This is a genomic window from Streptomyces poriferorum (genome assembly GCF_019399235.1).
In the GTDB taxonomy this organism is placed as follows: domain Bacteria; phylum Actinomycetota; class Actinomycetes; order Streptomycetales; family Streptomycetaceae; genus Streptomyces; species Streptomyces poriferorum.
This window is the reverse complement of sequence record NZ_JAELVH010000199.1, coordinates 1-12,092: the sequence shown is the minus strand read 5'-3', so window position 1 is coordinate 12,092 and position 12,092 is coordinate 1. Positions and strand designations below refer to the sequence as shown.

The following is a 12,092-nucleotide window of genomic DNA, read 5'->3' as shown; positions in this document are numbered from 1 at the left end:
CCGATCCCCGTACCCACCAGAGCACCGACGATCGCCACCACCACCAGCGTCAGACCCAGGTACTCCAACGCACCCTGACCCCGGTCACCCCGCCGCCGCACCACCGGCAACCGCACACCCGTACGCGGCACGACACCCCGTGCCCACCGCCGGAACCGACGCTGCGACTTCCCCACCCGTGACATACGTCGACGGTAACGACGGGCGCCTCGGGAGTATTGGGCCCACAGACCTAAATCGCCGTATGGTCGGGCCTGTCCGGGAAGATCCGGGCGACGGTGGCCGCGCCCGTGCGAGAGCCGTCCGAACCGTCAGGACCCTCAGGACCTCAGGACCGTCAGAACGTGTCGCGGTCGAAGGGTGCGGGCAGCGGTTCGAGCGCCCCGGCGGCTCGCAGTTCCCGGTTCACCGCGACGATCGACTCGACGGACGGCTGCGCCGTCCCGCCCCGCGTGAGGTCGATGACCAGACCACCTGCGGCGGTGCGCGTGTACGTCCCCGGCAGCCCCTCGGGAGCGAATGCCGCACGCCCGGGCGACAGGTACACCGACCGGCCGCCGCGCGGAGCGCTGGAACGCAGGCCGAACTCCTGCTTCACCGCCCGGAACTCCTCCCGGCTGTAGGCCTCTCCCCAGTCGGGCCCCCAGCATCCGGCGAGGACGCCCAACACGTCCGCCGACCGGTTGACCAGCTCGACGGATCCGGGCGCGGCCGTTGATTCGAGTGCCACCACGCAGGAGTCGGGCACTCGGTTCGCCGACCCTCCCGCGTTGATGCTGACGGTCACCTTCACCGTTTCGAGTCGCCCCGACCAGAGGGAGGCGGTGTAGCCGATATAGGGCGCGTCGGGCTCGGGGCTGGCCTGCTCCACGTATGCCCGGACACCGGACACGACGCGTTCCACCGGCGCTGCCGACATGTCGTCCTCCGACTCCGCCGCACGCCATGTCGTGCAGTCGCCGGAACCGATCTCCGCCAGGCCCTCCAGAAGCCCCACCCAGCGCTCCGCAAGCTGCCCGGGATCCTCCTTCCGGACACCCCACAGCCCATGGACCACCACGCTCAGCACCTTGTTCCCCTCTCACTGGCCGGGCCGGCCTGTCCGGTTCACGGCGTCTCCGGAGTCTGCACCACAGTAGTGTCGCCCCCTCGCCGTCGACCGCGCCCGGGCGACACGGCGGCCGGCCGCTCCCCGCTCACACGGCCGATGGCGCAGCACCGCGGCCGCTCGGTCTCACGGCAGCTCCGGCGTGTGGACCACGGTGACGTCAAGACCACTGTCGTCGAACATGTCCTGGGCGGCCCTCGCCACATCGGGGTCCGCGAAGTGCCAGACCAACGGTTTGCCCCGTGCCGCGTCGAGCTGCCGGGTTGCCTGGTCCACCCAGCGGTTGGTGGCCAGCGCGGTGAGCCTGCCGGTCTCCTCGTTGTAGAACCGTGGGCCGCGATAGCCCCACTTCGTTTCGATGAAGGTCTGCTTCGCGGAGTCCCAGCCGTCGAACTCCACGGGCTTGCCCGTCAGTTCGTTGAGCGGGACCTCGTACTCCTTGCCACGCCGCACCCCGGAGACCTGCTCCTGGTAGCGGGCACCCATCTCCTGCGGATAGGCGTAGGTGGCAGGGTTCTTCGCCTTCCACTTCCCGTCGCCCAGGTCCTTGGTGCCTGCACGCGGGTTCGTGAGCTTGTCGTACCAGGAAGGCATCTCCATCTTCGCCAGGCGCTTCCTCTCCGCCTCCCGCTTGGCCTGCTTGGCCGCCTTCTCCGCGTCGTCCGCGTCCTTGTCCGCTTTCCGGGCGGCTTCGACCTCTTCGGGTGTCGCCTCGCAGTCGCCGCCCTCGGCGCGGAACCCGGCTGGGAGCGCACGCGGCGACGACCGTACGGTGGTGGCGGTGAGCACAGGCGTGGTCGTGGCCGACGTGACGTGGCCGGCTCGCACGATGCCGGCACCCGCATCCGTCCGCAGGGAGGCCGCGCTCATCGCGGACGTGACCGGCCGGCGGGGCCCGAAGGGCGCCAGGCCGACCGGGCACCCCTTGTTCCTGACCTTCTCCCCGGCCTCGTCGGCGTGCTCCCGCGCCTCCTTCGCGGCCTTCTCCGCGCCCTCCACATCGCCGGCCTTGGCCAGCTTCTTGGCCTTCGTTGCGGCTTCCGAGGCCTTCTGGGCCAGTTCCCCCAGCTTGCCGAGTTTCCCGAGCTTGCCCAGCTTCCCGAACTTGCCGATCAGCTTGGCTTCGCCGTAGCCGGGGATGAAGAGGGAGCCGATGTTCCAGAAGCCGGTGCCTATGGCCTGGCCCTCGTTGCCCTGCTTCCACATGTCGCGGACTTCGTCGCCGATGAACATGTCGTCCGCGACCTTGAGGCCCGTGGACCCGGACGCCTTGGTCCAGTCCCAGGCGGCACCGAGGTAGTCACCCTTGGACCACTTGTCGCCGGCGCCTTCGGAGTCCTTGGTCCACTGTTCCCCGAGGCTCTTGCCGTAGTCCTTGATGCCGTTCCACGCCTTGATCGGGTGGAAGACCGTGTCCACGGTGCCGGTGACATCGCCCCAGAAGCCGTCCGCGCCCAGGCCCTTGAAGAAGCCTCCGGTCTGATGCCCGACACAGGAGAAGAACGCGCCGACTCCGGAAGTGCAGCCCTCGTCCTCCTTCTCGCCCTGGGTGCCGTCGTAGTCGCCGTAGTCGGCGTCCGGGCCCGCCGTGGGGTCGAAGTCGTCACCGCCGTCGTCGACCTCGTCGTCCTGGGCCACAGTGTCGGTGCCGCCGGAACCTCCTGTGCCGCCGGTGCCACCGGTTGACCCGCCTGTGCCACCGGTGCTGTCCGCGCCATCCGGGCCGGTCGCACCGCCGGGACCGTCCGAACCGCCAGATGCTCCAGATGCCCCTGACGCGCCTGACGCCCCTGATCCGCCTGCGGCATCGCTGCCGCCAGAGGTCACATTCCCACTCGAAGCCGCACCGCCGGCGGAGTCCGTCCCACCGGCCGAATCCGTCCCACCGCCGGAGGCCGCCTCGCCGTCACCCGCCACCACCTCACTGCCGGGTGCCGGGCAGGCGCTGCCGGTCAGCGAGCAGATCGCGCTCTGGATTCCCCCGGTGATCCCGGCACCGATCCCGGTCGCGACCAGCCCGCCGATGAGGGCGACCACCACCAGGACGAGGCCCAGGTACTCCATGGCCGTCTGTCCCCCGTCGTGGCGCCACTTGATCATGCGCGCGATACTGAAGGGGCGGGGTACCGACTGCCGCTGTTCCAGAGGGAGTTCGAACCAGTCGCGCGAGCTCGCCCGGAACAGCGCCACGATGACGGCGGCCGGCATCACCAACTGCGTGATCCCGCGCCCGCCGCCGTCCCCGCCGAGCGTCGCGAACGCGCCGAGTACGAACCACACGTGTACGGCCAGGAGACCGCGCCGGACCCAGGTACCGCCGGTCCGCACGTACAGCGACAGCACGAACCCGATCACGCTCGGCAGGACGGCGTACAACAGCAGCCCGAGCAGTTCGCCATCGACCTCGTTGACGGAGGACGCCACCATCAGTACGCCGATGCCGCCGAGGACGGCGACCACGAAAAGGGCCCGGGTCAGCAGCAGCACCGCCCAGAGCGGACGCGGAAGAGGCTGCCGGCCGGGGCCTGCGAATATGGCCCCGGCTACTCCGCCTGCTCCGCCCGCATACACGATTCCGCCGGTGTCAGACACGAGAAGTCCCCCAACTCATCGATGCGCGACTGTGGTTCTACCGCCCGAACGGGAGGCTAATCGTACTCAGGTTCGGGCGGATTACCCGTTCAGCCGACGTTGGGCCGCCGTCGGCGGGAATCGTGGCTTCATGAACACGGCAGGCTTCAGGCTCCACCTCATGACGTCACGGACTACCCGGTGCGACCCAACGCGCGCTGTGCGCAGCGGCGTTGGTGACGGCGACACGGGCCGGAGTCTCTCCACCGGCTACGCGCCGGCCGTTCATCCCCTCCGTGGCACCCTGCTGTGCCCACCGTGCAGAGCACACACCGTCCAAGTCGTACGTCGTTCCGGGCCACCATGTGCATCGCGGAATTCGCCTTCGCCAACGCGTTCAAGCGTGAACACGGCATCGCACCCGGCATCTGCCGGCGGAAGCACCAAGTCCGATACGACGCACGCGGGCCCGCGCGGCACACGCCATCGGACGGGACGGAACCGGCCGGATTCGAACCGGCGTCTTCCCACATGTTGTGAAGGCGCGACGACCACTGCGCTACGAGCTCCGTCCCGCTCGCGATCGTACGAGGCACGGCACGCCCAGCGCTCTCGATTTTCCGCCCGTCCGGGCCTGTGGCGCACCGGCCTTCGGGCAGGTCATGCCCAGTTTCCGAGTTCGGCGTCGATACGGGGGTCCGTGCGGACCCACGCCTCGCCGTCGGCAGCTCCCGGCGAAGTGTCGACACGCACGAGTCCCAACGTCCGGATCAATAGCAGGAGTTCGCCCCGGCCCTCGCCCGTCTCCTCAAAGGTGCGGCTGTCGAAGAGGACGTAGTGCACATCCCAGCGGTCGTTGTACCCGGAGTCGGCCCAGATCTGGCAGAAGCGGTCCACCGCCCCCTGGTCCAGGGGGCGGGGCCACGGACTGCTCCTGTCCGGACGCGGCAGTCTCGGCGAAACCTCTCGCGACGTCCTCGGCACTCCACCACTCCGCTGCCGCCGCGACCGTGGCAAGAGCGAAGTCCGTCATCACGAGGAACCCGTCCAGCAGTCGCTCGGCCGACCCCCGTGCCCTCGATATCCGACCCGGCCTCCTGCAGTCGGGTCACCATGCCGTCCGCCATGGCGCAAGGGCCGGAGAAGTGGAAGACGCCGGTGGCGGCCACCCGGGTGCCGCCGTCAGGATGCGGGACATTGAGCGTGGTCTCTGTTTCGGGCACGTCCCTCACCAGGGCGAGGAGGTCTGCCGGTACGCCGTCGTACAGCGACGCCGCGTGCGCGCCGGCATGGTCGAGCGGGTTGAGCACGCTGGTGCGGTCGAACGTCACCACCAGGGCGCGGCCGTCGGCGGCCAGCCAGGCGTTCACGGTGTCGCCGTCGCCGTTGCCGAAGCCGAGGTGGGTGACCTCGCCGTCCGTTGCCGGCTCGCGTCCGTCGACGCGGGTCAGGATCTCCAGCCGGTGTCGCAGGTCGCGCGGGTGGGTCCGTCGCAGTACGGATCCGTCGAACTCGACCCGGCAGACGGCTCCCCCGTCGAACAGGAGCACCAGCGCTTCTTCGTTCTCCTCGTCCTCGATACTGAGCGACGTGCTGCCGTCACGACGGCGCTGGTCCATGAACTCCCGGAACGCGTCGAGGGCGGGTCGAGGACCATCCGGGAGCCATTTCTGCTCGTTGCCCTTGTCGTCGCTGAAGCTCAATGGCCTCGTGGTCGTCCTCGGTGGTGGTTCGGGCTGGGTGTCGTTCCTGAACATCGCATGCGTGGCTTCCGCTTCACGACGGAGGGTCCCGGTCCTGAAGCGGCCACGACCAGACCACATCGGCAGCGGCCCGTTCCTTGAGGATCCGTCGGCAGCGTGATGCCTCGCGCTTTGTTCCCGAGTTGATCGGGTGGTACCGGACCCAGTCCTTCGGGACGACGTGGAGAGCCAGCGTCTCCCATACGCGTTGCTGATCGACCGAGTGCGCGAGCACCACGGCAAAGCGCTGGATGCACCACAGGCACCTCCAGGGCGGTCCGGTGTCGACGGCTCCGGCGTCCGCGAGCTTCCGGCCGTATCCGTCCTCGGCGTCGAGTTCCATCTCCGCATGGAAATCGTCGCCTCCGAAGAAGTGGACGCAACTGCGCCGCAGACTGTGTTTCATGTCCGACAGGTGCTCGGCCCTTCCGGAATCACCGTCCTCCTGTACCCGGGCCACCGCGAGCGGAAAGATCGCATAGGGGCCCCGGTCGATCACGGGGAAGCCGAGCTCTGTCCACTGCGGGGTTTTCTCGGAATTCCTATGGCCGAGAACACGCTCAAGCGCATGCACGATCGACAGACCGTCCGAGATCTGTTGCTTCTCCTGCTCGATCCCGGTCACGATGCTCCTGTCCCACTGCGCGATGGCTCTGTCGCTGAACGATCCGATCATGCAACAAGCCACTGACACACGCGCCCCTGCATACACGCCGGCCGCCCAATGGAAAGTGCACGTTCGGTCAGTCGGGGGCTCTTTTCGATCTTCTGCGCGTCTGAATGGACCTTGTACGTTGATCCCGGGGGGCAGGCCGGTGCAATGCCACGGAGCCCGCCACGGCAGCGCGCCGCACGGGGAGATGAGGCGCGCCCGACCGATTCGCACGGTCGGAACGAAGACAGCCGCATCGGCACGGACGGAAACCACGTCCGGGCCGCTCCGGCCTTCGGGGGCTTTGCGTGCCCGCCGGCCGGGACATTCCCGACCGGGCAGCTGAAGCACAGGCGCACCCTTCACGAGATCAACCATCTGTCTACAGGGGAGTACACGGACATGAGTGGATTCATACGCACCGCAACCGTCGCCGGAGTAATGGGAGCGACCGCCCTGCTCGCGGTGCCGGCCGCCTCGGCCACGCCAACCGCCTCCGGGACCGGCCTGGCGGCGCCCGAGTGTGTCACCGACAGCCAGACCCACACGTACGGCAAGGGCGAGATCAAGGTCTGCGTGGAGAACGGGCAGGCCCGGGTGACGGGCTGGCTCGAGGATCTCCTTCCGGGCGGAGGCTGGGGAGCCCCGGACGGCGGCTGCGTGGTCTGGTGGGTCACCTTCCAGACCACTTCCGGAACCGAACTCGAGGGCTCCGTGATGGCCTGCCCGCACTTCGGGGGCGCCGCGTACAAGGAGTTCGACTACGACAGCGACGTGCAGAACATCACCGGCATCGAGAAGCTGACCCTGGGGATGGCCTGGGCCTGACCCTTCGGCTGTGAGGTACGCCCGGGGCGGTGGCGGCATGCGGCCGCCCCGGGCCTTCTTCGAACGTCGGCGCCGACAGGAGGCGCTGTCCCGGACCGGCGGGAGATCAGTCCAGGTGGGGCCAGCTCAGGAGGTTCTCCAGCACGGCGCGGTCACCCTGGATCCGCAGGCTGTCCGCGGAGAGCCGGCCATGGAGCGTGAGCAGCAGGTCGCTTGCCGGTCCGTGCAGGCCGGTGGCCGTCTCGGGCCTGCCGTCGAGGACACGTGATCCGGACGCCGTCAAGTCGAGTACCCACGAATCGCCTTCAGCGGCGTGCAGACCGATCCGGGCCGGCTCGTGCGGCCAGGGGCCGGCAGTGCCATGGCTGATCCCGATGAACTCGGCAATGCCGTCGAGCGCCACAACTCCAGGGACCGGATGGGGAGTTCCGGTGGCCAGCTGGGCGTCGAAAGCGTGGACAGCGGCCTCCTGGACCTGATGGCGGGCCACGGCACCGCTGGTCAGCGGTACGTCAGCTCGCGGGTGGCCGCGGCCGATCGCTCCAGCAGGTCGGTCGGCAAGGTGTCATCGACCGGCGCCGGCGCCGGGGACGTCTCGCTCGGGCCTGCCGCTACCGCCATCGCCCAGAAGCGCTGCACCTCGGTGAGGTGCTCGACGAGGTCGCGCAGCGACCAGTCGGGGCAGCTGGGAACGCGGATATCAAGATCAGGGGAGCGCGCAACGCAGTCGAGCAGAGCAGCGGAGCGGTCCTCGACCAGGGCCAGCAGGTCTTCGAAGGCAGGTGTCCGGGGCATTCCGGCTTCCTATCACCAGGCACTGGCATCTCCAGTGGGCGACTTCACGGGGCGTGGAAATACGACGCCCTACAGGCGCGCCGGCCGGCCGTGCGGAAGTGCGCGTTCGGTCAGTCGGGGCCCTTTGGGATCTTCTGCGCGCCTGAATGGGCCTTGTGCGTTGATCGCGGCGGCAGGTCGGTGAGAGCCACGGGGCCGACGCCACGGCAGCGCGTCGCACGGGGAGAGGAGCGCGCCCGACCGATTCGCACAGCCGAAATGAGAACAGCTGCATCAGAGCGCAGGGAGACCGCGTCCGTGCCGCGGCGGCCTCCGACTGCAAGGGGGCTTCACGCGCTGGACTATCGAGATATTCCCGGCGCCCAACTGACGCATCGCACACACGTCATGAAATCGATCATCTGTCTTCAAGGGAGTACACGGACATGGGGAAATTCATACGCACCGCTGCCGTTGCCGGAGTGCTGGGAGCGACCGCCCTGCTCGCGGTGCCGGCCGCGTCGGCCACGCCGACCGCCACGGGGACCACCGGCCAGGCGGCGCCCGAGTGTGTCACCGACAGTCAGACCTACGAGTACGGCAGGGGCGAGATCAAGGTCTGCGTGGAGAACGGGCAGGCTCGGATGACGGGCTGGGTCGAGGACCTGCTTCCCCAAGTGGGCTGGTGGGGAGGCCGGGACGGCGCCTGCGTGCTCTGGCGGGTCACCTTCCGGACCACCTCGGGTACCGAACGCGAGGGCTCGGTGATGGCCTGCCCGCACCTCGCAGGCCCCGCCTACAAGGAGTTCGACTTCACCAGCGACGTGCAGAACATCACCGGAATCGAGAAGATGAGCCTGACAACGTCCGTGTTCTGACCCGCCCGTCCGCCGTGACGCGCGTCCGGGGGCGGTGACATCACGTCGCCGCCCCCGCGACCCCTGCGGCCCGGATAGCACGCCGCCCCTTGCGCCACCGGCCACTCGGCACCCCACGTGCGGTGCCGAGTGGCCGTGGTGAGCGGCACCCGTCTCTAGAGCTCGTGGTCCCGGGCCAGCTCTTCCCAGCGAATGCTGCGCAGCGCAAGGTCGGCGTCCTCGCCCGACGGGACATCCAGGGCGGTCTGGAACCAGACCACCGTGAGGGCGGAACGGTGCACCACTTGGGCGAGCTCAGGGGCGATCGCTGCCGAGCGGAAGGTGCCGGTACAGGCTACGGAAGGCAGTACTTCAACAGGGCCGAAGGCGCTGGCGGTCCGGTCCGGGTACTCGCAGGAGGGCGGGACCAGATGGACCGGCGTGGAGGGAAACGCCAGTTCCGCCTGCCGCTTCAGACCACTGACCCTCATGTCATTGACGGGCTTGCACGGATAGCCCTCCAACATCCCCCCGTAGGTCGAGGACATGCGCAGCTCGGTGAGCTCGATCGAACGGCCGGACGAGAGGACTATGCGGCTCAGTGACATGGCGACACCCTATGAGCACGATTCAGTCCGACTTCGGCTGCGTGAGCGACGATCCTGGACGCACTGGACTGGAGAGGACAAGGCGCGCTCCGGCCTTCCGCCCCTCCCGCGCGTGACGGGAGGGGCCACACGGTGAGCATGACCTCCTGGGGAGGCGAGACGCCCGAGATCGCTCGGGCCGCCTCCGAGATCGATGGGCTGCTGACCCGCCCCCGGTGTTCTCGGCCGCGGGACGCGGCCACAATGATCACGTGGACGGACAGGACCCGGTTCAGCGGGCGGACATCGACCGGATCATCGATCCGCTGAAGACGAACATGCCCGAGGCCGGGGACCTTGGCTTCGAGGCAATCCAGCAGTTGGGGAACCCGGTGCCGCTGCTGGTGCAGAACGACGGCAAGGAGTGTCTGCAGTTGTGGCTCGAGCCGTTCGGGCAGGACTACTGGCTGAAGCCCGGGGAAGCGGTGTACGTCGCCTCGTACGGGACGTGGGACGGCCACCCGTTCGAGACGATGCATGAGACCGACTGTCTCACCGTCTGGGCCATGTCCTGGTTCGCGACGGTCTCCGACCGCGACGGCAACGAATTCCCCCCGGGCCGCAGGGAACACGCCTGAGCCGTCAGCGACGACTCCGGACGAGGATGGCGGCGGGGTGGGGCACAGCGAGGCAGGCGATAGCGCTGACCCCGAGCGGACGGGGGCCCCACGCCTCCGGCGGTGGGGCCCCGCTCTCCGCCGCCGCGTCAGGAGACCACGCGCAGGTGGGTCGGCCAGCCGATGCCGTCGCGGTCGAGGAGACGGAACATCTTCTTGATGTCGGTCGGGTTCAGCTTGACGCAGCCGTTGGACTTGTAGTCGCCGGCGCCGTCCCAGCGTCGGCGCTCGGTGCCGCCCCGGCTACCGTCGCGGTTCATCTCGGAGTGGATGAACATCTCGGTACGCGTCCGGGTGCCCTTGGAGCACTTCATGTCCTGGAGGTACACGGCGTAGCCCTTCATGAGGTTGCCGTTGTAGGTACGGGACTTGAGCTTGATCCTCCAGTTGCCGTTCGGCAGCCAGCCCTTGGCGCGCACGCAGTCGTCCTTGATCCCGAGACCCGATCCGGCGCGGTAGGTGGCCCAGAGCTTCCTCCCCTTGTAGACGGAGAGCCGTGAGTTGGTGGGGTCGCTCGGGTTCTTGTCGAAGACCAGGGTGGTCGCTTCGGCCGCGGCTGCCCGCGGTGCCCGGGCGGGTGTTTGTGCGGCGGCGGCCGGTGCCAGGGCCAGGCCCGTCGTCAGGGCCCCGGCGACCATGGCGGCGCGCAGGTGACGTCCGTTGCTGCTCATGTGTTTCCTCGTTCTTCCAGCGCGCTCGGTGTCCCGGGCCGCGCATGTGTGGAGTGGGTGGTTTTCGTGACGTGTGCGCGGGCGGGCGGGCGGCAGCGGGTGCCGCTGTCCGGCGTACTGCAAGGGCGAAGAGGCACCCGCCCGTGGAGCACGCCGGAGGGGCGGCGCGCCCCTCCCCTCGGTGCGCGCTCAGGCTGTGGCCAGGCGTACCTGTGCCGTCTTCGTCCCGTTGAAGGTGAAGGTGAACTGCTCCCGGACCCCGGAGCTGCACGCGGTCTTCGGCTTGTAGGCGCCGTTGCCAGCGTTGATACGGACCTTGGCGCACTTGCCGTCTGCGCGCGTGTCCTGGAGCCAGCCGGACACCGTCACGTTGTTGCCCGAGCAGCGCAGGGTCCAGCCGGCCGACGCCCCGTTGATCACGGGGGACGCGGAGGACGGGCAGGTGGCCGCGCTCGCCGGGCCGGCGGTGCCGAGAGCCAGTCCAGCGGCGAGAACGGCGGCGGACACGGCGGAGGTGATGGTCTTGCGGGCAGCGGACATGGGTGCCCCTTTCGGGCAGTGTGCTGACAGGAAGCGGACCGGGACGCGCACGTGGAGCTGTCGCCCGCCGAGGAGGCGGACTGTCCGGGAGGGCCGGCCGCGAAACCAGCATCACCGGGACGGCAGGGTGGGGGAAGCAGGTCCCGGCTGCTTACCGATGCGCATCGATGCACCGCGCATGGCACCACTCTGACCTGGGGTTATGGCCCGATGCATGGAGGAGGGGCAGACGCTGCACGGTTCCGGGATGTGCCCGGGGCGGGTACGCCGTCGATCGGGCGGCACGGGTGCCGCCCTTCTCACACGGAAGCGGAGGGCAGAGGGCTCGGGGCAGCCCTCTGGTAGCCCGGTGCCTTGACGGGAGGGAGCTGATTCACCAGCAGGGCCAGCCAGGTCTCCGCGCTCGCCCGGCCGGTCGCGGGCAGGCCGTAAGTGCGCTGGAAGAACCTCAGGTCCTTGATGGTCTCCGCGGTGAACCTCCCCGACACCGCCGTGCCGCCCTGGCCCGCGTTGTCCAGAAGCTCCTGCAGGGCCCGCACCTCGAACGTCCCGGATCCCGGCCCGACCTCCTTCACGAGCTCCGGCCAGGTCTGCCCGCCCACCTTGCCGTCAGCCGGCAGGTCCTTCCGTTGCTGGAAATCCATGACGGCATCCCAGGTGTCCTGCCGGAAGAAGCCGTCGGCGCGCACTTTGTAGCCGTGCGCCTTCAGCAGGTACTGCAGAGCGCGGGCCCGGGTGAACTGGTCCTCCTCGCCCATGCGCAGCAACGGCCACTCGTACGGCGTCCCGCTCGTGGAAGCAGCACCGGCCGCACCGTCGGCCGTGTCCCTGTGGTCCTGGATGGAGAGCCGTTCATGGGCGACCATTCCGGCACTGAACGCCACCACCATGGCCGCCCCGACCAGGGCCGGCCGGAGCCACCGGGAGCGCGGCCTCCCGGATGCGCTGCGGTCGTGTGCGGCGCCGGTGTCGGGGGCGGCGGACTCCTCCTGCTGCCCGCGCTGCTGCTCGGACTGCCGCATGTCCCGGCCGCCCAGATCCTCGGCACGAACAAGGCCGTCGCGATCGTCGGCACCTCGGGCGCC

Annotated in this window: 13 protein-coding genes, 1 tRNA gene and 2 pseudogenes; 4 read left to right on the top strand and 12 right to left on the bottom strand. The window is 69.2% G+C overall.

The annotated features are described in order from the left end of the window. The 6 genes and pseudogenes from JGS39_RS28110 to JGS39_RS28085 all read right to left on the bottom strand — a co-directional run. A pseudogene (locus tag JGS39_RS28110) lies at positions 1–185 on the bottom strand (hypothetical protein); the annotation flags it as partial. 152 nt (positions 186–337) lie between these two features. After that, positions 338–1,060, bottom strand: a complete 723-nt coding sequence (locus JGS39_RS28105; protein WP_219572401.1) for an Imm52 family immunity protein — start codon at positions 1,058–1,060, stop codon at positions 338–340. A 174-nt stretch (positions 1,061–1,234) separates the two neighbouring features. Then, positions 1,235–3,595 (bottom strand): Tox-REase-5 domain-containing protein, encoded by a 2,361-nt coding sequence (locus JGS39_RS28100; protein ID WP_308120750.1) that lies wholly within the window; start codon positions 3,593–3,595, stop codon positions 1,235–1,237. Between the two features lie 580 nt (positions 3,596–4,175). Continuing rightward, positions 4,176–4,249: transfer RNA gene (locus tag JGS39_RS28095), tRNA-OTHER, on the bottom strand. Between the two features lie 200 nt (positions 4,250–4,449). Next, positions 4,450–5,436: a DUF6357 family protein gene (locus JGS39_RS28090; RefSeq protein ID WP_264302815.1), complete on the bottom strand. Its 987-nt coding sequence runs from the start codon at positions 5,434–5,436 to the stop codon at positions 4,450–4,452. 19 nt (positions 5,437–5,455) lie between these two features. After that, positions 5,456–6,046, bottom strand: coding sequence for a hypothetical protein (locus tag JGS39_RS28085; RefSeq protein WP_219572399.1), 591 nt, complete (start codon positions 6,044–6,046; stop codon positions 5,456–5,458). A gap of 429 nt (positions 6,047–6,475) precedes the next feature. Between JGS39_RS28085 and JGS39_RS28080 the strand changes: the two genes are divergently transcribed. Continuing rightward, complete coding sequence (locus tag JGS39_RS28080) at positions 6,476–6,901, top strand: hypothetical protein (RefSeq protein ID WP_219572398.1); 426 nt, start codon at positions 6,476–6,478, stop codon at positions 6,899–6,901. A gap of 106 nt (positions 6,902–7,007) precedes the next feature. Here JGS39_RS28080 and JGS39_RS41120 read toward each other — a convergent pair whose 3' ends face one another. Further along, positions 7,008–7,391, bottom strand: a complete 384-nt coding sequence (locus JGS39_RS41120; RefSeq protein ID WP_308120749.1) for a maleylpyruvate isomerase mycothiol-dependent enzyme family protein — start codon at positions 7,389–7,391, stop codon at positions 7,008–7,010. 11 nt (positions 7,392–7,402) lie between these two features. Next, positions 7,403–7,696 (bottom strand): maleylpyruvate isomerase N-terminal domain-containing protein, encoded by a 294-nt coding sequence (locus JGS39_RS41115; protein ID WP_236064261.1) that lies wholly within the window; start codon positions 7,694–7,696, stop codon positions 7,403–7,405. 425 nt (positions 7,697–8,121) lie between these two features. Between JGS39_RS41115 and JGS39_RS28070 the strand changes: the two genes are divergently transcribed. After that, the gene (locus JGS39_RS28070) at positions 8,122–8,553 is read left to right on the top strand and encodes a hypothetical protein (RefSeq protein WP_219572397.1); all 432 of its coding nucleotides are present in this window, start codon (positions 8,122–8,124) and stop codon (positions 8,551–8,553) included. A gap of 155 nt (positions 8,554–8,708) precedes the next feature. Here the strand turns inward: JGS39_RS28070 and JGS39_RS28065 are convergent, their stop codons facing one another. Beyond that, positions 8,709–9,140, bottom strand: coding sequence for a hypothetical protein (locus JGS39_RS28065; protein WP_219572396.1), 432 nt, complete (start codon positions 9,138–9,140; stop codon positions 8,709–8,711). Positions 9,141–9,391: 251 nt separating this feature from the next. Between JGS39_RS28065 and JGS39_RS28060 the strand changes: the two genes are divergently transcribed. After that, positions 9,392–9,757 (top strand): hypothetical protein, encoded by a 366-nt coding sequence (locus JGS39_RS28060; protein ID WP_219572395.1) that lies wholly within the window; start codon positions 9,392–9,394, stop codon positions 9,755–9,757. A gap of 128 nt (positions 9,758–9,885) precedes the next feature. Here JGS39_RS28060 and JGS39_RS28055 read toward each other — a convergent pair whose 3' ends face one another. The 3 genes from JGS39_RS28055 to JGS39_RS28045 all read right to left on the bottom strand — a co-directional run bounded on the left by JGS39_RS28055 (position 9,886) and on the right by JGS39_RS28045 (position 11,873). Continuing rightward, a complete protein-coding gene (locus tag JGS39_RS28055) occupies positions 9,886–10,467 on the bottom strand; it encodes a L,D-transpeptidase family protein (RefSeq protein ID WP_219572394.1) in 582 nt (193 codons plus the stop codon). A gap of 189 nt (positions 10,468–10,656) precedes the next feature. After that, positions 10,657–11,007 carry a hypothetical protein gene (locus tag JGS39_RS28050; RefSeq protein WP_219572393.1) on the bottom strand — a complete coding sequence of 117 codons (351 nt, stop codon included), beginning with the start codon at positions 11,005–11,007 and terminating at the stop codon, positions 10,657–10,659. Between the two features lie 299 nt (positions 11,008–11,306). Continuing rightward, positions 11,307–11,873 (bottom strand): peptidoglycan-binding domain-containing protein, encoded by a 567-nt coding sequence (locus tag JGS39_RS28045; RefSeq protein ID WP_236065823.1) that lies wholly within the window; start codon positions 11,871–11,873, stop codon positions 11,307–11,309. 96 nt (positions 11,874–11,969) lie between these two features. Between JGS39_RS28045 and JGS39_RS41710 the strand changes: the two are divergent. Then, positions 11,970–12,092: pseudogene (locus JGS39_RS41710) on the top strand (sulfite exporter TauE/SafE family protein); the annotation flags it as partial.

Bases quoted from the DNA above. Each gene is read 5' to 3' on its own strand.
- JGS39_RS28090 (WP_264302815.1), bottom strand. From the start codon at position 5,436: ATGTTCAGGAACGACACCCAGCCCGAACCACCACCGAGGACGACCACG.
- JGS39_RS28080 (WP_219572398.1), top strand. From the start codon at position 6,476: ATGAGTGGATTCATACGCACCGCAACCGTCGCCGGAGTAATGGGAGCG.
- JGS39_RS41115 (WP_236064261.1), bottom strand. From the start codon at position 7,696: ATGCCCCGGACACCTGCCTTCGAAGACCTGCTGGCCCTGGTCGAGGAC.
- JGS39_RS28070 (WP_219572397.1), top strand. From the start codon at position 8,122: ATGGGGAAATTCATACGCACCGCTGCCGTTGCCGGAGTGCTGGGAGCG.
- JGS39_RS28065 (WP_219572396.1), bottom strand. From the start codon at position 9,140: ATGTCACTGAGCCGCATAGTCCTCTCGTCCGGCCGTTCGATCGAGCTC.
- JGS39_RS28055 (WP_219572394.1), bottom strand. From the start codon at position 10,467: ATGAGCAGCAACGGACGTCACCTGCGCGCCGCCATGGTCGCCGGGGCC.
- JGS39_RS28050 (WP_219572393.1), bottom strand. From the start codon at position 11,007: ATGTCCGCTGCCCGCAAGACCATCACCTCCGCCGTGTCCGCCGCCGTT.
- JGS39_RS28045 (WP_236065823.1), bottom strand. From the start codon at position 11,873: ATGGTCGCCCATGAACGGCTCTCCATCCAGGACCACAGGGACACGGCC.